The 21,484-nt window shown below is 57.5% G+C and carries 18 protein-coding genes and 1 pseudogene; 5 read left to right on the top strand and 14 right to left on the bottom strand.

What is annotated here, in order from left to right:
- Positions 1-106: 106 nt before the first annotated feature.
- From purM to RHM68_RS08205, 3 genes are read left to right on the top strand one after another with little or no spacing between them, the layout of a single operon-like run.
- Positions 107-1,165 carry a phosphoribosylformylglycinamidine cyclo-ligase gene (purM, locus tag RHM68_RS08215; protein ID WP_008148639.1) on the top strand — a complete coding sequence of 353 codons (1,059 nt, stop codon included), beginning with the start codon at positions 107-109 and terminating at the stop codon, positions 1,163-1,165.
- Entirely contained in the window at positions 1,165-1,815 is a 651-nt protein-coding gene (purN, locus tag RHM68_RS08210; protein ID WP_322221719.1) for a phosphoribosylglycinamide formyltransferase, read from the top strand. The genes purM and purN overlap by 1 nt, the downstream gene beginning before the upstream one ends.
- An 8-nt stretch (positions 1,816-1,823) precedes the next feature.
- Entirely contained in the window at positions 1,824-2,537 is a 714-nt protein-coding gene (locus tag RHM68_RS08205; RefSeq protein ID WP_322221717.1) for a DUF3108 domain-containing protein, read from the top strand.
- A 66-nt stretch (positions 2,538-2,603) separates the two neighbouring features.
- Here RHM68_RS08205 and RHM68_RS08200 read toward each other — a convergent pair whose 3' ends face one another.
- Positions 2,604-4,229 carry a methyl-accepting chemotaxis protein gene (locus tag RHM68_RS08200; protein WP_322221715.1) on the bottom strand — a complete coding sequence of 542 codons (1,626 nt, stop codon included), beginning with the start codon at positions 4,227-4,229 and terminating at the stop codon, positions 2,604-2,606.
- 289 nt (positions 4,230-4,518) lie between these two features.
- Here RHM68_RS08200 and RHM68_RS08195 point away from each other — a divergent pair.
- Positions 4,519-5,379 (top strand): annotated as a pseudogene (locus RHM68_RS08195) (pirin family protein).
- Between the two features lie 115 nt (positions 5,380-5,494).
- On the opposite strand, the gene RHM68_RS08190 reads toward RHM68_RS08195, so the two are convergent.
- The 4 genes from RHM68_RS08190 to RHM68_RS08175 form a co-directional block, all read right to left on the bottom strand.
- Positions 5,495-6,223: a dienelactone hydrolase family protein gene (locus tag RHM68_RS08190; RefSeq protein WP_322221713.1), complete on the bottom strand. Its 729-nt coding sequence runs from the start codon at positions 6,221-6,223 to the stop codon at positions 5,495-5,497.
- 61 nt (positions 6,224-6,284) lie between these two features.
- Positions 6,285-8,189, bottom strand: a complete 1,905-nt coding sequence (gene htpG, locus RHM68_RS08185; RefSeq protein ID WP_322221710.1) for a molecular chaperone HtpG — start codon at positions 8,187-8,189, stop codon at positions 6,285-6,287.
- 63 nt (positions 8,190-8,252) lie between these two features.
- Positions 8,253-8,723, bottom strand: a complete 471-nt coding sequence (locus RHM68_RS08180; protein ID WP_322221708.1) for a PaaI family thioesterase — start codon at positions 8,721-8,723, stop codon at positions 8,253-8,255.
- Positions 8,720-9,196 (bottom strand): PaaI family thioesterase, encoded by a 477-nt coding sequence (locus tag RHM68_RS08175; protein ID WP_322221706.1) that lies wholly within the window; start codon positions 9,194-9,196, stop codon positions 8,720-8,722. The genes RHM68_RS08180 and RHM68_RS08175 overlap by 4 nt, the downstream gene beginning before the upstream one ends.
- A gap of 160 nt (positions 9,197-9,356) precedes the next feature.
- Between RHM68_RS08175 and RHM68_RS08170 the strand changes: the two genes are divergently transcribed.
- Positions 9,357-9,602, top strand: coding sequence for a hypothetical protein (locus RHM68_RS08170; RefSeq protein ID WP_322221704.1), 246 nt, complete (start codon positions 9,357-9,359; stop codon positions 9,600-9,602).
- Positions 9,603-9,670: 68 nt separating this feature from the next.
- On the opposite strand, the gene RHM68_RS08165 is transcribed toward RHM68_RS08170, so the two are convergent.
- The 9 genes from RHM68_RS08165 to RHM68_RS08125 form a co-directional block, all read right to left on the bottom strand.
- Complete coding sequence (locus RHM68_RS08165) at positions 9,671-10,072, bottom strand: MAPEG family protein (protein ID WP_322221702.1); 402 nt, start codon at positions 10,070-10,072, stop codon at positions 9,671-9,673.
- Positions 10,072-10,809: a DUF599 domain-containing protein gene (locus RHM68_RS08160; RefSeq protein ID WP_322221700.1), complete on the bottom strand. Its 738-nt coding sequence runs from the start codon at positions 10,807-10,809 to the stop codon at positions 10,072-10,074. Before RHM68_RS08160 ends, RHM68_RS08165 begins: the two co-directional genes overlap by 1 nt.
- Before the next feature lie 189 nt (positions 10,810-10,998).
- Complete coding sequence (gene brnQ, locus RHM68_RS08155; RefSeq protein ID WP_322221698.1) at positions 10,999-12,312, bottom strand: branched-chain amino acid transport system II carrier protein; 1,314 nt, start codon at positions 12,310-12,312, stop codon at positions 10,999-11,001.
- 340 nt (positions 12,313-12,652) lie between these two features.
- A complete protein-coding gene (sucD, locus tag RHM68_RS08150) occupies positions 12,653-13,534 on the bottom strand; it encodes a succinate--CoA ligase subunit alpha (protein WP_012723092.1) in 882 nt (293 codons plus the stop codon).
- Positions 13,534-14,700, bottom strand: coding sequence for an ADP-forming succinate--CoA ligase subunit beta (gene sucC / locus RHM68_RS08145; protein ID WP_008148602.1), 1,167 nt, complete (start codon positions 14,698-14,700; stop codon positions 13,534-13,536). The genes sucD and sucC overlap by 1 nt, the downstream gene beginning before the upstream one ends.
- A 200-nt stretch (positions 14,701-14,900) precedes the next feature.
- Positions 14,901-16,337 carry a dihydrolipoyl dehydrogenase gene (gene lpdA / locus RHM68_RS08140; protein WP_322221688.1) on the bottom strand — a complete coding sequence of 479 codons (1,437 nt, stop codon included), beginning with the start codon at positions 16,335-16,337 and terminating at the stop codon, positions 14,901-14,903.
- Positions 16,338-16,434: 97 nt separating this feature from the next.
- Positions 16,435-17,649, bottom strand: a complete 1,215-nt coding sequence (gene odhB / locus RHM68_RS08135) for a 2-oxoglutarate dehydrogenase complex dihydrolipoyllysine-residue succinyltransferase (protein ID WP_322221686.1) — start codon at positions 17,647-17,649, stop codon at positions 16,435-16,437.
- A gap of 42 nt (positions 17,650-17,691) precedes the next feature.
- Positions 17,692-20,523 carry a 2-oxoglutarate dehydrogenase E1 component gene (locus RHM68_RS08130; protein ID WP_322221685.1) on the bottom strand — a complete coding sequence of 944 codons (2,832 nt, stop codon included), beginning with the start codon at positions 20,521-20,523 and terminating at the stop codon, positions 17,692-17,694.
- A 254-nt stretch (positions 20,524-20,777) separates the two neighbouring features.
- On the bottom strand, positions 20,778-21,482 hold the full coding sequence (locus RHM68_RS08125) for a succinate dehydrogenase iron-sulfur subunit (protein WP_322221683.1): 705 nt from the start codon (positions 21,480-21,482) through the stop codon (positions 20,778-20,780).
- Positions 21,483-21,484 lie beyond the last annotated feature (2 nt).

Genomic DNA, 21,484 nt, shown 5'->3' with positions numbered 1-21,484 from the left:
AACAGCCGGGCACCCTGAAATTCGCGTATGGCCAATGCCTTCGTCTATTTCGGCGGTCCCACTGGACTCGGTCGTTACCCCTGAATCCCCCCTAAAGGCCTGGATCATGAGCAAGCAACCCTCCCTGAGCTACAAGGACGCCGGTGTAGACATCGACGCCGGCGAAGCATTGGTCGAACGCATCAAGAGCGTCGCCAAGCGCACTGCGCGCCCGGAAGTCATGGGCGGCCTGGGCGGTTTCGGCGCCCTCTGCGAAATCCCGGCTGGCTACAAACAGCCGGTACTGGTTTCCGGCACCGACGGTGTGGGCACTAAGCTGCGTCTGGCATTGAACCTGAACAAGCACGACAGCATCGGTATCGACCTGGTTGCCATGTGCGTCAACGACCTGGTGGTCTGCGGCGCCGAACCGCTGTTCTTCCTCGACTACTACGCCACCGGCAAACTCAACGTCGAAACCGCGACCCAGGTTGTGACCGGCATTGGCGCGGGCTGCGAACTGTCCGGCTGCTCCCTGGTCGGTGGTGAAACCGCTGAAATGCCAGGCATGTACGAAGGCGAAGACTACGACCTCGCAGGCTTCTGCGTCGGCGTCGTGGAAAAATCGGAAATCATCGACGGCTCCAAAGTCGCTGCCGGTGACGCACTGCTTGCGCTGCCGTCGTCCGGCCCGCATTCCAACGGCTACTCGCTGATCCGCAAGATCATCGAAGTGTCGGGTGCAGACATCGAAAACATTCAGCTCGACGGCAAACCGCTGACCGACTTGTTGATGGCACCGACCCGCATCTACGTCAAGCCGCTGCTCAAGCTGATCAAGGAAACCGGCGCCGTCAAAGCCATGGCCCACATCACCGGCGGTGGCCTGCTCGACAACATCCCGCGCGTGCTGCCTAAAGGCGCTCAAGCAGTGGTTGACGTGGCAAGCTGGACTCGCCCGGCCGTGTTCGACTGGCTGCAAGAGAAAGGCAACGTCGACGAAAACGAAATGCACCGCGTGCTGAACTGCGGCGTCGGCATGGTTATCTGCGTCGCTCAAGAGCACGTTGAAACCGCGCTGAACGTTCTGCGTGAAGCCGGCGAGCAGCCATGGGTCATCGGTCAGATCTCCACCGCTGCCGAAGGCGCGGCTCAGGTCGAACTGAAGAACCTCAAGGCTCACTAATGCCTCATCAGTGTGATGTCGTGGTGCTGCTCTCCGGCACCGGCAGTAACTTGCAGGCTTTGATCGACAGCACGCAGACCGGCGACAGCCCGGTCCGCATCGCTGCGGTGATGTCCAACCGCGCCGACGCTTACGGCCTGCAACGCGCCAGGGACGCAGGTATCGCCACCCACGCCCTGGATCACAAGGCATTCGAAGGCCGTGAGGCCTTCGATGCCGCGCTGATCGAAATGATCGACGCTTTCAACCCAAAACTCGTGGTACTGGCTGGTTTCATGCGCATTCTCAGCGCTGACTTCGTTCGCCACTACCAAGGTCGCCTGCTCAACATCCATCCCTCGCTGCTGCCCAAATACAAAGGGTTACACACTCATCAGCGTGCGTTGGAGGCCGGCGACAGCGAGCACGGCTGCTCCGTACACTTTGTCACCGAGGAACTCGATGGCGGCCCACTGGTCGTACAGGCAGTAATACCGGTAGAGTTGCACGATTCGCCGCAGAGTCTGGCGCAGCGGGTCCATGCTCAGGAACACCTGATCTACCCGATGGCCATACGCTGGTTTGCCGAAGGTCGCTTATCGCTCGGCGAACACGGTGCTTTACTGGATGGACAGTTACTTGCGGCCAGTGGCCACTTGATACGAACCTAGGAGATTTTATGCGTCGCGCCTTGCTCTTCGCTTGCGCTCTGTTCGCCCTGCCTCTGGCACAAGCGGCAGACCTTCAACCTTTCTCCGCCAGCTACACCGCTGACTGGAAGCAGTTGCCCATGAGCGGCACCGCCGAGCGCAGCCTGACCCAAGAAGCCAACGGTGTCTGGAAGCTGAGCTTCAAGGCGTCGATGATGATCGCCAGCTTATCCGAGGAAAGCACCCTGACGCTGGACAAGGACACCTTGCTGCCACAGTCCTATCACTTCGAAAGGGGCGGTCTGGGCAAAGCCAAAAAGGCTGACCTGGACTTCGACTGGACCAACAAAATGGTCACCGGCACCGATCGCGGTGACCCGGTCAAGGTTCCGCTGAACCGTGGCATGGTCGATAAATCCACCTACCAGCTTGCGCTTCAGCATGATGTGGCTGCCGGCAAGAAAAGCATGAGCTATCAGGTGGTCGATGGCGGCGATGTCGACACCTATGACTTCCGCGTGCTGGGCCCGGAAAAAGTCGACACCAAGGCTGGCCAGATCGACGCGATCAAGGTCGAGCGCGTGCGTGATCCGACACAAACCAAGCGAACGACTGTCATGTGGTTCGCCAAGGACTGGGATTACTTGCTAGTCCGTCTGCAACAGGTCGAAACCGACGGCAAGGAGTACAACATCATGCTCCTCGACGGCACGGTCAATGGCAAAGCTGTCAAAGGCAGCTGAACCGCGGCAATTGAAAGAGCCCCGCCCATGCGGGGTTTTTTTTCGCCTGAGCGCTCAGCCAGCCCTTCAGACTGAAAACCGCGCCACCAGGGTATTGAGGTCCACCGCCAACCGAGACATTTCCTGACTCGCCGCACTGGTCTGATTCGCTCCCGCCGACGTCTGCAAGGCCAGGTCACGAATATTCATCAGGTTGCGATCCACCTCCCGCGCCACGGCAGCCTGTTCTTCAGAGGCACTGGCAATCACAATGTTGCGCTCATTGATCATGGCAAACGCCGACGCCATCTCTTCCAGCGCGATGCCCGCTGCTTTCGCAACTTCCAGGGTCGAGCGCGCCCGCGTGTTGCTCTGCGCCATCGAACTGACCGCCGAATCGGTGCCTTGCTGGATACCGCTGATCATCTGCTCGATTTCACGGGTTGATTGCTGAGTCCGATGGGCCAGCGCCCGCACCTCATCCGCCACCACCGCAAAACCGCGCCCGGCATCACCGGCCCGCGCCGCCTCAATCGCGGCGTTCAGGGCCAACAAATTAGTTTGCTCGGCAATCGAACGAATCACGTCCAGCACCTTGCTGATGCCATATACCTTCTGCGCCAAGTCCTCGACCTGTGATGCATTGGCAGTGACGTCGTCGGCCAGGGACTCGATGGACAACACCGTTTGATGCACCTGCTCGCGCCCCTGACGGGCGATCCGGTCAGACTCCTGGGACGCCTGAGACGTGGCCACGGCATTGCTCGCAACCTCCTCCACCGCAGCAGTCATCTGATTGACCGCCGTGGCGGCCTGCTCAATTTCCAGGCTTTGCTGATGCAGGCCACGCGTGGCGTCCTCCGTGACGCAACTGAGTTCTTCCGAAGCCGAGGCCAGTTGGCTGGACGAGTCGCTGATACGCCGAATGGTTTCGCGCAAACTCTGCTGCATGCTCTTGAGCGCCTGCAACAGGCGCGCCGGCTCGTCCTTGCCAGTGATGGTGATATCGGCGGTTAAATCGCCGCCAGCGACGACCTCAGCCACCCTCAGGGATTGAGACAACGGCAAGACAATGCTGCGCGTCAACAGCAGCGCCAGACCGACAGTCATCAGCGCCGCGAACCCGATCATCGCCCCCACCCACAGCCGCGAGCTGCTAAACACCCGGCGCGCTGCCTCGGTTGCAAGGTTAGCGTTGTACTTGTTCAGATCGATCAGTTCCTTGAGGGTGACCGCGATCTCATCGGCCAGCGGGCTCATCTGGTCATTGAGGATCGCGGTCGCCTCCGCCACACGCCCTTGGGCAGACAGCGTCATCACCTGCCCCTGAAACTGCAAATACGCTTGCCCCGAGGCTTTGAAACGATCAAACAGCGAGCGCTCTTTGGGCAAGACAATCAAGGCGTCATAACGCTGCTGCGGGTCGCCGAGCTGACTTTTGAGTTCGTCGAGCTTACTGATGTTCTGCGCCAACGCCTGCGGATCACGGTTGATCAACAGGCGCATGGTCAAGGCCCGAAGCCGCAGCATGTCCTGGCTCATGTCACCGACCGCCATCACGCTGGGCAGCCAATTGCTATCGACCTCGTCGGACTGCGCACGCATTTTAGACATTTGCAGCAGGGCGAACGCCCCCAATCCAAACACCATCAACGCCAACAGACCAAAACCCAGGCCTGCCCTGGGCGCGATATTGAGACTTCTGATGCTCATTGCTCTGGCTCCTTCCAAAAATGCTGCATCGACCTGCAGCGGGTTGCTTTAGAAGGTATCGGCCCGGATAACATTTGCGTAAGACCAAAACGTGATATCAAAACGTCGAATTACTTCGATCACTAGAGCGCTGACGATTCAGCACACGGTAAAACGTTATCGAACCGCTAAAAGATCAACCCTGAACCCTCAGAACAGCGCACTGCAAGGCCGTTTAACGCTCAACACCGCCAAGGCCTGCGCCAGCGAGTTATGCTCCTCATATCACCCGCTCAGCCTGGAATGCAGCATGACCTCGCCGCTCGTAATCCGCCCTCGTACTGAAGACGTCGAAGGCCAGCCAATTCTTCGCCCGTTGCCAGCAGCCAAATGCCGCAGTGTCGGACCTTTTGTGTTTTTCGACCATCTGCTCAAAACGTATTATCCAGCGGGCCAAGGGATGAATATCCGACAGCATCCGCACATTGGCCTGTCCACCCTGACTTACTTGTTCGAAGGGCAACTTCAGCACAAGGACAGTCTCGGTTCCGACTAGGTGGTCGGCCCAGGGGATGTCAGCTGGATGACTGCGGGCAGCGCCATCGCCCACGTCGAACGCACACCGAAAACGCTGAAAAACAGCGGTTTTACGATGCACGGCTTGCAGGTCTGGCTGGCCTCACCGAAGGAGCATGAGCAGGGTCTTGGGCACTACAGCCATCACTCGGCGAGCACATTGCCGGTCAGCGATAACCTTGGGGTGACAATCCGGATGATCGCCGGATCAGGCTTTTGCCTGGAATCACCGGTGCCGGTGCTTTCTCCCACGCTGTATGCACAACTGCACCTGCAAACGGCGACCACGCTGCTGATTCCTAACGAGCATGAAGAACGTGCGTTGTATGTGCTGGACGGCGAATTGCAACTCGACGGCGAAACGCTAGTGCCGCATTCGCTGGTGGTGTTGCCGGTCGGGCAAGAGATGACGTTAGTTGCCGAGAGTGACTGCCACGCCGTGTTGTTCGGTGGAGCACCGCTGGATGGGCCACGGCGCGTCAACTGGAACTTTGTCGCGAGCGATCCTGCAATTATCGAAGAAGCACGCCGACGCTGGGCGGCCGGGGATTGGCCAACAGTGCCGGGGGAAAGTGAACGGATCGAACTGCCTTGAGACCCGTTACAGCGCCATCGCGAGCAAGCTTCACACATTGACCGCGTCTTAATGCAGGCGTTTGCTCGCGATGAGGCCAGCCCTGAAACCCACGATGTCAGGGCTAAAGCAGCAATCAGCCGCTAAACGCTTCATCCAACAAATTATGCATCGACACAAACGCCCGAGTGGCGGTCTTGGCGTCATACATCATCATGCCCGGCACATTGGCGTGCGGGTCGGTGAACGAATGCACCGCACCGCCGTAGCTCAAGAGTTGCCAGTCGACACCCGCTGCATTCATTTCATTCTCAAATGCCGGCAGTTGCTCTTTCGGCACCAGCGGATCAGACGCGCCGTGCAGCACCAGCACCGAACCCTTGATGTTTTTGGCGTCATTGACGTCCGGGGTGTCCAGCGTGCCATGGAATGAAACCGCCGCTTTCAGCGGAGCACCGGTACGAGCCAGCTCCAACGCGCAGCAACCACCAAAGCAGAAACCGAAAGTCGCCAATTTCGAGGTATCGACCGTCGCGTCGCCCTGAGCCTGCAATTGCTCGAACGCAGCCCGCATACGTTGGCGCAGCAGCGCGCGATCATTCTTCAACGGCATCATTGCCGCGCCCGCCTCATCGCCATTCTGTGGACGAACCGACTGACCATAGAGGTCAGCAATCAGCACCACATAGCCCTTGGCCGCGACGGCTTTAGCAATGTCCTCTGCCCCGGCACTCACACCCATCCAGTTCGGCGCCATCAGCAAACCGGGGCGCGGCCCTTTGTGCTCAGCGTCGAAGGCCAGACGGCTTTCAAAGGTTTGGCCATCAACCTGATAGACCACGGAACGTACAGAGACCTGGCTCATTGCAAACTCCTGAGAATCAATAATGAAAAAACCCGCCGAAGCGGGTTTTTATACAACGTGATTAAACCGACAGTTCAACCAGCAACTTGTTGAGACGGCGCACGTAAGCGGCCGGGTCTTTCAAGCTGTCGCCAGCCGCAAGGGCCGCCTGATCGAAGAGAATGTGCGACAAGTCGCCAAAACGCTCTTCGCTCTGCTCGCCGTCGAGCTTCTCGATCAACGGGTGAGCCGGGTTAAATTCGAAAATCGGCTTCGAGTCTGGAACCTTCTGACCGCTGGCTTCGAGGATCTGACGCATTTGCAGGCCCAGGTCCTGCTCGCCGATGGCCAGAATCGCCGGAGAGTCGGTCAAACGGTGGGAAACCCGCACTTCAGCAACGGCGTCGCCCAGTGCAGCCTTCAGACGCTCGACCAGACCTTCTTTGGACTTGGCAACTTCTTCAGCGGCTTTCTTGTCCTCTTCCGAGTCCAGATTGCCCAGGTCGAGATCGCCGCGTGCCACGTCGACAAAACTCTTGCCGTCGAAGTCGCTGAGGTAGCTCATCAGCCACTCGTCGATGCGGTCAGTCAGCAGCAGCACTTCGATGCCTTTCTTGCGAAAGACTTCCAGGTGCGGACTGTTTTTGACTTGTGCGTAGGTTTCGCCGGTCAGGTAGTAGATTTTGTCCTGACCTTCCTTGGCGCGAGCCAGGTATTCGGCCAGGGACACGACTTGCTCGCCTTCTTCGCCCTGAGTGGACGCAAAACGCAGCAGACCAGCAATTTTCTCTTTGTTAGCAAAATCTTCAGCCGGGCCTTCTTTCATGACCTGACCAAAGTTTTTCCAGAAGCCTTTGTATTGCTCAGGCTCGTTCTTCGCCAGTTTTTCCAGCATGTCCAGAACACGCTTGGTCAGCGCCGACTTCATGGAGTCGATGATCGGGTCTTTCTGCAGGATTTCCCGCGACACGTTCAGCGACAGGTCATTGGAATCGACCACGCCTTTGATGAAGCGCAGGTACAACGGCAGGAAAGACTCAGCCTGGTCCATGACAAACACACGCTGCACGTACAGTTTCAGGCCTTTTGGCGCTTCACGCTGGTACAGGTCGAACGGCGCACGGGTCGGCACGTACAGCAGCGAGCTGTATTCCAACTTGCCTTCGACCTTGTTATGGCTCCAGCTCAGCGGGTTTTCGTAGTCGTGAGCAATGTGTTTGTAGAACTCCTGATACTCCTCGTCCTTAACTTCGGTTCGAGGGCGTGTCCACAGGGCGCTGGCGCGGTTGACGGTTTCCCATTCAACGGCCGGCGGCTCTTCGCCTTCAGCGGCAGCCACTTCTTTCGGCAATTCGATCGGCAGAGCGATGTGGTCGGAGTATTTCTTGACGATATTGCGCAGACGCCAGCCATCAGCGAACTCGTCTTCAGCGGCTTTGAGGTGCAGGACGATGCGAGTGCCGCGATCGGCTTTCTCAACAGTAGCGACTTCGAAGTCGCCCTCACCTTTGGACGACCAATGCACGCCTTCGCTCGCGGCACTACCTGCCCGGCGGCTGAACACGTCAACTTTATCGGCGACGATGAACGCCGAGTAGAAACCCACACCGAACTGACCGATGAGGTGGGAATCCTTCTTCTGGTCGCCCGTCAGGTTTTGCATGAAGTCAGAGGTGCCGGACTTCGCAATGGTCCCCAAATGGGTGATCACGTCTTCACGGCTCATGCCGATACCGTTGTCTTCGAGGGTGACGGTTTTCGCGTCTTTGTCGAAGCTCACACGGATTTTCAGTTCGGCGCCACCTTCCAGCAACTCCGGCTTGGACAGCGCTTCGAAACGTAACTTGTCGACAGCGTCAGAGGCGTTCGAGATCAACTCGCGAAGGAAGATTTCCTTGTTGGAATACAGCGAGTGAATCATGAGGTGCAGCAGTTGCTTCACCTCGGTCTGGAAGCCCAGGGTTTCCTTTTGAGTTTCCACGCTCATGGTCATCAAACTCCAATTGGATGGCAGTGGCCGCGCCCGGTAAGGGTTAGCGGCGGGATGTCATCAAGGTTGGGGCTGTGACTCGAATTTCAAGGGCTCTTCGATTTTGAAATGCGCGCGGGCCGTGGCGATGGGCTCGGCTTCGGTGCTTTGCCAGGCCGTAATCGCCACATTGGCCACCCGTCGCCCCTGGCGGCACACCAGGCAACGGGCCCACGTATCCCGAAACTGCCCGGCGCGCAGGTAATCAAGGGAGAAGTCGATAATCTTCGGTACGCCGGGCGAGCCGGTAAAAATAAGCAGATGCAGGGCCGCGGCCAACTCCATGAAGCCGGCAATCACGCCACCATGAATCGCCGGCAATAAAGGGTTACCAATATTGTCCTTGTTCGCTGGCAGCCTAAACAGCAACTCGTCCCCGACTCGCGAACAGTCGACGCCGATCAGTTTGGCGTAGGGAATGAGTTGCAGCAGCGCCGTGTAGTCGCCCCGTGCATGGGCCTGTTGCAGTTGCTCCTTGAACGAGTCACTCATTTCGCACCTCCGGCGATGATGCCACCAAAACCTTGGGTGCCTTTAATGCCCTTGCCCATGCGCATGAACGTGCCGACTACATGGGCAATAGGGTGCTCGGGGTCGTCCTGGTAGGCAAAGCCTCGGGCGAAGATCACATCGGTTGTCACCCGATAGCACTGTGCGAACCCGTAGACGTCTTTGTGCGATTCGGCGGCGTGCATGTAGTCGATACGCAAGTCGAGGGTCGGGCAGACTTCGAACTCGGGCAGTACGCACAACGTGGACATACCGCAAGCAGTGTCCATCAGCGAGGTCAGCGCGCCGCCATGGATCACGCCAGTGTGCGGGTTACCGACAATACGCTGACTGTAAGGAAGGATTACCGTCAGCCCCTCGCTACTGGCGCTGTGAACTCGCAACCCGAGTACCTGGCAATGCCTGAGGGCTGATAAAAATCGCGTCGCACGCTCAAAAACAGGGCTTTCGGCCATTTGATAAAACTCTTCTTAGTGTCGCAACAACGCCGAAGCGCGTAACAGCTATAAAGTTCCACGGGACTCAAAACTTATATATCTGTATGAATTGAGGAACTTAACGCTGACGACCGTGCTCGAAAGGCCAGTAGATATTTTCCATAAGGAGAAACACCCCATGCGTAAGACTTTAGCTATTGCCTTGATGTTGACCGCGTCCCTCGGTCTCGCTGCCTGCGATAAAAAATCCGAGGACAAAGCTCAAGATGCTAATAAACATGCTGAGCAAGCCCAGCAAAAAATGAACGAAGCGCAGGATAAAGTGAACGACGCCGCGAAAGAAAACGCCGAAGCAGCCAAAGATCAGGCTGAATCGAACGAAGCCGCCGCAAAAGAAGCCGCACCCGCAGCACCTAAGAACTAAATCAGTTTTTAGTGTGAGCAGAGAAAACCCGCCGAGTGCGGGTTTTCTTTTGCCTGCTATTTGCTCTTCTAGAGCATTACGGTTCTAAACGTCGGACTAAGCATCAGCAGTAAGGAACAGACTAAGCCTACGATCCAGACCAGACTGCGCTGCCAGGGCAAATCCGCCAGATAACACACTAAGTAGATAATCCGGGCAATCACAAAGATGATGGCCAGCGCATCGATCAGCCATCCCGCCGTTTGCGTGGTGTGCGCCATCAACACCCCCACTGCAAACAATATGAACGCCTCAATGCTGTTCTGATGCGCCGCCAGCGCCCGAGCACCAAAACCCGTCAGTTGCGCCTGTTGTTGACGCGGCAAGTGGTTGTTGTAGCTGCCCTGCTCTTTCATGGCCTTGGCCACTGGCAGGCGAGCAACATAAATCAGCAGGGCACTGATCAACACACACCAGAACGGAATACTCATCAAACAACCTCTTTATTTGCGTCGGGCAATGGTGCCTCTGTAGGGGTATAGACCATTACGTCGAGTACGTCGGAATGAAACTCCCGGCGATACAACACCAACACCACGCCGGCGCTCATCAACATGAACAACCAAGGGCTGACGAACCAGGCGAGCATGGTCATGCCAAAGTAGTACGACCGCAGGCCAAAGTTAAACTGGTTGGCAGCCATGGAGATGACCCGAGCCGCCCGAGACGCAAACGCCTTGCGCTCTTGCTCGGACACATGACGCTCACCGATCATCGGCGCCGAGCCAATCAAAATCGCCGCAAAGTTGTACTGACGCATGCACCAACTGAACGTGAAAAACGCATACACAAACACTACCGCCAGGCACAGCAACTTGATCTCCGACATGCCCTGTGACGCCTGCTGCACCATGGGAATATCCGCCAGCAACGACACGGCTCTTTCCGAAGCCCCGAGCACGGTGAGAATGCCGGCCAGGATAATCAAGGTACTCGAGGCGAAGAACGAGGCGTTGCGCTCAAGGTTGCCAATCACGCTGGCGTCCGCGATGCGGTTGTCGCGCAGCAACATGCGGCGCATCCAGTCTTCGCGGTACAGGTGCAGGACGCTCGCCAGACACGCGGTGTCACGGGCCTTCCACGACGCATACCGGGTGTAACCGCCCCAGCAGATGACGAACCAGAACGCGGCCAGAATGTGGATCAGGTTGTTGTGAATAAACGACATGCAGGTCCTTGTGAACGAATACCGAAGACCTGTGGGCGAGCAGGCTCGTTCCCACAATAGGTTTTATGCAGTGCTTCGACGTTAGCTGACGGGAAAAGACACTGCCTTACACCCATAAAAAATGCCCCATATCATTGATACAGGGCATTTCTGTTTTACCGGCGGCCCGCGTGTGGCGGGTAATCAGTTTTAAGCCAGAGCTTCGTCGCGCTTGCCCAGCAGGCGGTCACACACTGCTGCAACGACCAGGGTCATGACCGATGGCACCAGCCACGCCAAACCTTGCTCGCTCAGGGGCAGGTGGGACAGTTGGGTCGGCATCCAGTCGGCCAGACCCGCGCCCTTCAGCGCGTCAATCATGCCGAAGATAAACGACACCAGCATTACCGGGCCGACAATGCGCCCCTGCTCACGCCAGAAGTCTTTGCAGAAACTCAGCGCTACCAAGGCGATACACGGCGGGTAGATCGCGGTCAGAACCGGGATAGAGAACGCGATTAGCTTGGTCAGGCCAAGGTTGGACACCAACAGCGAAAACGCAGCCAGGATAATCACCAGCGTCTTGTAGGACAGTGGCAACACACGACTGAAGTATTCAGCACAGGCACATGTCAGGCCGACCGCTGTGACCAGGCAGGCCAGGGAGATCAGCACTGCAAGAAAACCACTGCCCAGCGATCCGAAGGTGTGCTGTACGTAGGCATGCAACACCGCGGCGCCGTTGGTTGCACCGGCAGCCACTTCATGGCTGCCCGAACCGAGGCGAAACAGGCTGACGTACACCAGCGCCAGACCTACGCCGGCAATCAGCCCGGCGATGATCGCGTAACGGGTGATCAGCGCGGGCGACTCGACGCCACGGGAGCGGATCGCGTTGACGATGACGATGCCGAACACCAAGGCGCCAAGGGTATCCATGGTCAGGTAACCATTGATGAAGCCTTGGGAAAACGGCGCCGCGACGTACTCTGGCGTGGCCACGCCGATGTCGCCGGCAGGCAATGCGAATGCCGCAATGCCGAGCGCGGCCAGCGCGAGGATCTTCAGCGGGGCAAGGAAACGCCCCACCGTGTCCAACAGACGGCCCGGATAGAGCGATATGAAGAACACCAGCAGGAAGTACACCGAACTGTAGAGGAACAGCCACAGCGGGCTCTCGCCGGTCAACGGCGCCAGGCCGACTTCAAAGGATACGGTGGCCGTGCGCGGCGTCGCGAATAGCGGGCCAACCGCCAGGTAGCAAGCCGCGGCCAGCACACCGCCGGCCACTTTCCCGATGGGGCTGCTCAATGCATCCATTGCGCCACCGACCTTGGCCAGCGCGACGACCGTGATCACCGGCAGACCGACAGCCGTGATCAGAAAGCCCAGCGCCGCCATCCAGACATGAGGCCCGGACTGTAAACCGACGATAGGCGGGAAAATAATATTGCCAGCCCCGACAAACAGGGCAAACGTCATAAAGCCCAGTGCCAGGATGTCCTGGCCTTTCAACACTTTCATTAAGGAAATACCACACTACTGAATCGGAATTTAGAGATGGATTTCCCTTATGGGTGAGGGAAATGCTATCGATCCGTATAGGACCGACCCGTTTAGCGCGTAGCCTCCTTGTGGGACGCGGACGCAAAAATGGCAGTCAGCCTAACGAATTTGTCCGACAAACGCACTGTTAGAGGGCGAACTATCCGATACACGACATTTCGATGTCGCGTTTACATATCAAATTTACTGACATCAGAACAGATAGCTCCCAGGCTCGCGCAGGAACTATCACCCCGGAAACGACAAAGGCCACCCGAAGGTGGCCTTTGTCTGGTGAAGCGTCAGCTAAGCGCGAGGCTTATTTGACAGCCCAACCGGTCAGCTCGGACAAAGCCTTGCCAATGTCTGCCAGCGAACGCACGGTTTTAACACCGGCGTCTTCCAGGGCAGCAAACTTCTCGTCTGCAGTGCCTTTGCCGCCAGAGATGATTGCGCCAGCATGGCCCATGCGCTTGCCCGCAGGAGCAGTCACACCAGCAATGTAGGAAACAACCGGCTTGGTCACGTGTGCCTTGATGTAGGCAGCCGCTTCTTCTTCAGCCGAACCGCCAATCTCACCGATCATCACGATCGCTTCGGTCTTCGGGTCTTCCTGGAACAGCTTCAGGATGTCGATGAAGTTCGAACCCGGGATCGGGTCACCACCGATGCCGACGCAAGTCGACTGACCAAAACCGGCGTCAGTAGTCTGCTTCACAGCTTCGTAGGTCAGGGTGCCGGAACGGGAAACGATACCGACCTTGCCTGGCAAGTGAATGTGACCAGGCATGATGCCGATCTTGCATTCGCCTGGAGTGATCACGCCTGGGCAGTTAGGACCGATCAGGATGACACCCAGCTCGTCGCACTTGACCTTGGCATCCAGCATGTCCAGGGTAGGAATGCCTTCAGTGATGCAAACGATCAGCTTAATGCCGCCGAATGCTGCTTCCAGGATCGAATCTTTGCAGAAAGGTGCTGGAACGTAGATCACGCTGGCGGTGGCGCCAGTGGCAGCTACAGCGTCTTTCACGGTGTTGAACACGGGCAGACCCAGGTGCTCGGTGCCGCCTTTACCAGGCGTTACGCCACCGACCATCTTGGTGCCGTATTCGATGGCTTGCTGGGTGTGGAAACTACCTTGCGAACCGGTAATACCCTGGCAGATAACTTTGGTGTCTTTATTGATCAGGACGCTCATTATTTGCCCTCCGCAGCTTTAACGACTTGTTGAGCAGCGTCGGTCAGGCTGGTAGCAGCGATGATGTTCAAGCCGCTTTCTGCCAGTACTTTAGCGCCCAGTTCAGCGTTGTTACCTTCAAGGCGAACAACAACCGGGATTTTCACGCCGACTTCTTTCACTGCACCGATGATGCCTTCGGCAATCATGTCGCAACGAACGATGCCGCCGAAGATGTTGACCAATACTGCTGCGACGTTAGTGTCGGACAGGATGATCTTGAACGCTTCGGTAACGCGTTCTTTGGTAGCACCGCCGCCCACGTCGAGGAAGTTGGCTGGTTTGCCGCCATGCAGATTGACGATGTCCATGGTACCCATGGCCAGGCCAGCACCGTTGACCATGCAACCGATATTGCCTTCCAGTGCTACGTAGTTCAGTTCGAACTTGGCAGCGTGCGCTTCGCGCGGATCGTCTTGCGACGGATCGTGGAAAGTCTTCAGCTTAGGCTGGCGGTACATGGCGTTGGCGTCGATGTTGATCTTCGCGTCGAGGCAATGCAGATCGCCGTCAGCCTTGATCACCAGCGGGTTCACTTCCAGCAGAGCCAGGTCGTGGTCTTTGAACAGTTTGGCCAGACCAACGAAGATCTTGGCGAACTGAGCAACTTGCTTGCCTTCCAGACCCAACTGGAATGCCAACTCGCGACCCTGGAATGGCTGAGCGCCAACCAGTGGATCGATAGTGGCCTTGAGGATTTTCTCAGGGGTATCGTGAGCGATTTTCTCGATGTCCACGCCACCTTCGGTGGAAGCCATGAACACGATGCGACGGCTCGAACGGTCAACGACAGCGCCCAGGTACAGCTCTTTAGCGATATCAGTGCACGATTCAACCAGGATCTTGGTGACTGGCTGACCATTAGCATCAGTCTGGTAAGTCACCAGACGCTTGCCCAACCACTGTTGAGCGAATGCTTTGGCGTCTTCTTTGCTGCGAACCAGCTTAACGCCGCCCGCTTTACCGCGACCACCTGCGTGAACCTGGGCTTTGACAACCCATTCAGTCCCGCCGATTTTGTCGCACGCTTCTGCTGCTGCTTCCGGGGTGTCTACGGCGAAACCCTGGGATACTGGCAGGCCGTACTCAGCGAACAGCTGCTTACCCTGATACTCGTGAAGATTCATGCTTATTACCGTCTTCGTTAGGTACTGCGCATTCGGTGCTGCACTTGTTCAAGTGCCGCACCACCTGTGACTGCTGCTTGCGTAGGTGTACCGGATAACCGGTGAGACTACGCAAGGCTGCGTCCGGCGGACATTCCGCGGTGAGTCTTGCACGCAAGGCTCACGACGGGCCTTCCGTCGTGGTTTCTTATTGTCTTGTCTTAACGCTTCTTGCGGTTGGCGATATGAATGGCGCCGCCATTCACTGCCAGAGCTGCTTCGTGCAAGGCTTCGGACAGGGTCGGATGGGAGAAAACCATCATGCCCAGGTCTTCAGCACTGGTGCCGAACTCCATACCGATCGCGCCCTGCTGAACCAGTTCTGCAGCGCTCGGGCCAATCACGTGGACGCCCAGTACGCGGTCAGTCTTGGCATCGGCGATGACCTTGACGAAACCACCGGTATCGTTGGCTGCCATGGCACGGCCTGAAGCGGCAAACGGAAAGGTGCCGACGTTAACTTCAACGCCTTCAGCTTTCAACTGCTGTTCGTTCTTGCCGACCCACGCGATTTCCGGGTGAGTATAAATAACCGAAGGAACCAGATCGTAGTTCATCTGAGCTTTGTGGCCCTTGATGCGCTCGACGACCATGATGCCCTCTTCCGAGGCCTTGTGTGCCAGCATCATGCCGCGAACCACGTCACCGATGGCGAAAACGCCTGGGACGGTGGTCGCGCAATGATCGTCGACATGCACAAAACCGCGTTCATCGAGGGTCACGCCGCAATCGGAGGCCAGCAGATCAGTGGTCACTGGACGACGACCAACGGCTACGATCAGCTTGTCGAACGTGATGGTCTGTTCGCCCTTGGCGTCGGTGTAGGTCACCACGACTTCGTCGCCGTTGACCTTGGAGCCGGTCACGCGAGCGCCCAGCTTGATGTCCAGGCCTTGCTTGGTCAGGGTTTTCAGTGCTTCTTTGGAAATGGCGGCGTCAGCAGCCATCAGGAACGTATCCAGGGCTTCCAGGACAGTCACTTCAGCGCCCAGACGGGACCATACCGAACCCAGTTCCAGACCAATAACGCCAGCGCCAATCACGCCCAAGCGTTTTGGAACCGATTGGAACTCCAGAGCGCCGGTCGAATCGACGATCACGTTCTGATCGACTGGAGCCGGTGGAATGTCGATTGGACGCGAACCCGGAGCCAGAATCACGTTCTCGGCTTCGATGATTTCTACCGAGCCATCAGGCTTGGTGATTTCGACTTTCTTGCCGGCCAGCAGCTTGCCGTGGCCTTGCAGGGAGGTCACGCCATTCGCCTTAAACAGTGTCGCGACGCCGGAGGTCAGGCCTTTGACGATGTTGGCCTTACGGCCGATCATCGCGGGCACATCCATGGTCACGCCTGCGTGGTTGATGCCGTGGATCGCGAAGCCGTCTTGGGCCTCGTGAAACTTCCAGGAGCTGTCCAGCAGCGCTTTGGATGGAATGCAGCCGACGTTCAAGCACGTACCGCCGAGGGCGAGTTTGCCTTCCTTGTCGGTGTATTTCTCGATGCAGGCAGTGGTGAGGCCCAGTTGCGCTGCTTTGATGGCAGCCACGTAGCCGCCAGGGCCCGCGCCGATCACTACTACGTCAAATTTCTGCGACATTCAAAAAATCCTCTTTAGCGAAAAGCTTCAAGCCGCGAGCTGCTTGCCAAACTGCGTCTTCTCGCAGCTTGAAGCTTGCAGCTCGCAACTGCTTCTATCAGATATCCAGCAGCAAACGAGCCGGGTCTTCCAGCAGGTTCTTGATGGTAACCAGGAAGGTCACAGCTTCTTTGCCATCGATCAGACGGTGATCGTAGGACAGTGCCAGGTACATCATCGGACGAATAACGACCTGACCGTTGATCGCCATAGGACGCTGCAGAATGTTGTGCATGCCCAGGATGGCTGCCTGCGGCGGGTTAACGATCGGGGTCGACATCATCGAACCGAAAGTACCACCGTTGGTGATGGTGAACGTGCCACCGGTCATCTCGTCCATCGACAGCTTGCCGTCGCGAGCCTTCTTGCCGAAAGCAGCGATGCCGCCTTCGATTTCAGCCAGGCTCATCAGCTCGGCGTTACGCAGAACCGGTACAACCAGACCGCGGTCGCTGGAAACAGCCACACCAACGTCGGCGTAGCCGTGGTAAACGATGTCGGCACCGTCGATCGATGCGTTGACTGCGGGGAAGCGTTTCAGCGCTTCGGTGGCGGCCTTGACGAAGAACGACATGAAGCCCAGGCGGACGCCGTTGTGGGACTTCTCAAACAGGTCCTTGTACTTCGAACGCAGGGCCATGACTTCGGTCATGTCGACTTCGTTAAACGTGGTCAGCATCGCCATGTTCGACTGAGCTTCAACCAGACGCTTGGCCACGGTAGCCCGAACGCGAGTCATCGGTACGCGCTTCTCAATGCGATCGCCAGCAGCGAACACTGGCGCCGCTGCCGCAGGTGCCGCTGCCTTGGCAGGCGCGGCAGCCGGAGCGGCTTTCTTGGCAGCAACAGCAGCTACCACGTCTTCCTTGGTCACACGACCGCCTTTGCCGGTACCGGCAACGGACGCAATGTTGATGCCGTTTTCTTCAGCTATTTTGCGCGCAGCCGGTGCAGCAACAGGATCATCTTCGCCAGCGTCGGCAGAAGCTGCCGCTTGTGCCGCGGCCGGAGCAGCAGTTGGTGCGGCAGCAGCGCCGCCCGCTTCGATGGAGCCCAGGACTTCGTCAGACAGAACGGTGTCGCCTTCGTTCTTGACGATGGCGCCCAGCACGCCGTCAGCGGTAGCCAACACTTCCAGTACGACTTTATCGGTTTCGATATCGACGATCAGGTCATCACGCTTGACGGCGTCGCCCGGTTTTTTGTGCCAGGTGGCAACGGTGCCATCGGCAACCGATTCCGGGAAAGTGGGGGCTTTGATTTCGATAGCCATTATCTGTGGGTCCTTAAATTCGGTTTCAGGTGCGCGAAGGCGTTAAACAGTAAAGGCGTCTTGCAGCAGTTTTGCCTGCTGCTCAGCGTGCATCGATGCATAACCACAAGCAGGTGCAGCAGAAGCGTCACGGCCCGCGTACTCAAGTACGAGAGATTTGTTGTGACCACCTACGATGCGACGCATGTGATGTTGGCTGCAGTACCAGGCACCCTGGTTCATCGGCTCTTCCTGACACCAAACGATATGTTTGAGGTTGGAATAAGGAGCCAGGACTTCAATCAAGTCGTCCTCAGGGAATGGGTACAGCTGCTCGAGACGCACGATGGCGATGTCATCACGACCTTCGGCACGGCGTTTTTCCAGCAAGTCGTAGTAAACCTTGCCGCTGCAGAGAACTACGCGACCGACCTTTTTCGGGTCTTGTACGTCGATTTCCGGGATAACGGTCTGGAACGAACCTTCGGCCAGGTCTTCCAGAGTCGAGACGGCCAGTTTGTGGCGCAGCAGCGACTTTGGTGTCAGGACGATCAACGGTTTGCGCAGAGGACGAATCACCTGGCGACGCAGCAAGTGGTAGATCTGAGCCGGCGTCGTTGGTACGCATACCTGAATGTTGTGCTCGGCGCACAGTTGCAGGTAACGCTCAAGACGAGCCGAAGAGTGCTCCGGTCCCTGACCTTCATAACCGTGCGGCAGCAGCATGGTCAGACCGCAAAGACGGCCCCACTTGTGCTCACCACTGGTGATGAACTGGTCGATAACCACCTGGGCACCGTTGGCGAAATCGCCGAACTGCGCTTCCCAGATAACCAGGGCATTCGGCTCGGTGGTCGAATAACCGTATTCGAACGCCAGAACCGCTTCCTCGGATAACAGCGAGTCATACAGGTCGAAACGAGGCTGACCGTTGTACAGGTGCTGCAGCGGGATGTAGCTCCCCGCGTCTTTCTGATTGTGCAAGACAGCGTGACGGTGCGAGAACGTACCGCGGCCGATGTCCTGACCGGTCATGCGAATCGGGTGACCTTCGAACGCCAGGGTCGCATACGCCATGGTTTCGGCGTAACCCCAGTTGATTGGCAGGCCGCCAACTTGCATTTTCTGACGGTCTTCGTAGATCTTCGAAACCTGGCGCTGAACCACGAAGCCTTCCGGAATCTCCAGAAGCTTGGCGGACAGTTCCTGCAAGGTCTTGAGGTCGAACGTGGTGTCGTGACGCGCAGTCCAGGCGTGGCCCAGATACGGACGCCAGTCCACGAACAACTCTTTGTTCGGCTCTTTGACCAGGCTTTTTACAACATGCAGACCGTTGTCCAGCGCGTTGCGGTATTCATCGATTTTCGCTTGAACACGCGCATCATCCACCACACCGGCCTGGGTCAGGCGTTCGGCGTACAGCTCACGGGTGGTGCGCTGCTTGGCGATTTGCTGATACATCAGCGGTTGGGTGCCGCTTGGCTCGTCAGCCTCGTTGTGGCCGCGACGGCGGTAGCAGACCAGGTCGATCACCACGTCACGCTTGAACTGCATGCGGTAATCGATAGCCAGCTGGGTCACGAACAATACGGCTTCAGGATCATCTCCATTCACATGGAGGATCGGCGCCTGGATCATCTTCGCAACGTCGGTGCAGTATTCGGTCGAACGCGAATCTTCCGGATTACTGATGGTGAAACCGACCTGGTTGTTGATCACCAAGTGGATCGTACCGCCAGTCTTGAAGCCGCGAGTCTGCGACATCTGGAAGGTTTCCATGACCACACCCTGACCGGCGAATGCCGCATCACCGTGGATGGAAATCGGCAGAACCTTTTCACCGGTAGGATCGTTACGACGATCCTGACGAGCGCGTACAGAACCCTCTACCACTGGAGAAACGATCTCCAGGTGAGACGGGTTGAAGGCCATGGCCAGGTGAACTTCACCCCCAGCGGTCATGACGTTGGACGAGAAACCCTGGTGATATTTAACGTCACCGGAACCCAGCTCGACCTTCTTCTTGCCTTCGAACTCGTCGAACAGATCGCGCGGATTTTTGCCGAAGGTGTTGACCAGCACGTTCAGACGGCCACGGTGGGCCATGCCGATAACGATTTCCTTGGTGCCGTAGGAACCGGAACGCTGGATCAGCTCGTCGAGCAACGGGATCAGGCTCTCGCCACCTTCCAGACCGAAACGCTTGGTACCGGGGTATTTGGTGCCCAGGTATTTTTCCAGACCTTCAGCAGCGGTCACGCGCTCAAGCAGGTGGCTCTTGATGTCGGCGGAATACGTCGGACGGCTGCGCACGCTTTCCAGACGTTGCTGGAACCAGTGACGCTGCTCGGAATCGACGATGTGCGTAAATTCAGCGCCGATGGTGCGGCAATATGTCTGCTGCAACGCTTCGTGAATTTCGCGTAGGCTCGCTTCCTCTTTGCCGATGAACAGGTCGCCGGCACGGAAGGTCGTATCAAGATCGGCATTGGTCAAGCCGTAATGATTGATCGACAGGTCCGCAGGTGCAGGACGCTGCCACAGCCCCAGCGGGTCAAGCTGGGCTGCCTGGTGGCCACGCATACGGTAGGCCTGGATCAATCGCAGCACTTCAACTTGCTTCTTCTCGTGCTCACTGCTCACGCTGCCGGCGGAAACCGGTTGTGCGCGGCGCTGGTTCTTTGCCAGCAAGACGAAATGATCGCGAATTGTGGAGTGCGAAACATCGGTGGCAGTGTTGCCGTCAGCAGGCAACTTCTGAAAGTAGGTGCGCCACTCTTCTGGCACAGCGTTAGGGTCGTGCAGGTAGAGCTCATAGAGCTCTTCCACATAGGCAGCGTTACTACCGGATAGGTAGGCGCTGTTCCACATGCGCTGCATCACGCTTTCTTGCATGCTTGGTCACCCTCGGTTAGGGGAACACCACCGGCGTCGATACCGAGCACACTTGCAGAAGTCCGAATGCAGCGACTAAAACAAGCCACTTAGGATCACGCTGATAGTCCGGGTACCAGCCCGGATGCCCCTGCTTGTCTCATTTCTTCAAAATAAGAGCCGCAGCTTTATGAGCTGCTGCCCAAGTTATAACTACGGCGCCGGTTGAAGCCTGCGCCGTAGCATCTACGGGTACAACGGTTACAGCAACCGAATCACACGCCGCTTTGCAGCAGCATGTTACGCACGTGACCGATGGCCTTAGTCGGGTTCAGGCCTTTCGGGCAAACGTTGACGCAGTTCATGATCCCGCGGCAGCGGAATACGCTGAACGGGTCATCCAGCGAAGCCAAACGCTCGGCAGTCTTGGTGTCACGGCTGTCTGCAAGGAAGCGATACGCTTGCAGCAGAGCGGCCGGGCCCAGGAATTTGTCCGGGTTCCACCAGAAGGACGGGCACGAGGTCGAGCAGCAAGCGCACAGGATGCACTCGTACAGACCGTCGAGCTTTTCACGCTCTTCAGGGGACTGCAGACGTTCGATGGCCGGAGCCGGCGTGTCGTTCTGCAGGTAAGGCTTAACCTTCTCGTATTGCTTGTAGAAGATGCTCATATCGACAACCAGGTCACGGATAACCGGCAAACCTGGCAACGGACGAACGATCAGCTTGTTGCCTTTAACGACAGCGGACAGTGGCGTAACACACGCCAGGCCGTTTTTGCCGTTGATGTTCATGCCATCGGAACCGCAAACACCTTCACGGCAAGAGCGACGGTAGGAGAAACCTTCGTCTTGCTCTTTGATCAGGGCCAGTACGTCCAGCACCATCAGGTCTTTACCATTGGTATTGACCTGGAATTCCTGCATGAACGGCGCGGCGTCCTGATCAGGGTTGTAGCGATAAACACTGACTTGCAACATGG

This window comes from Pseudomonas sp. DC1.2, assembly GCF_034351645.1.
Taxonomy (GTDB): domain Bacteria; phylum Pseudomonadota; class Gammaproteobacteria; order Pseudomonadales; family Pseudomonadaceae; genus Aquipseudomonas.
The sequence above is the reverse complement of the archived record's forward strand: the minus strand, read 5'-3'. Positions and strand labels throughout refer to the sequence as shown.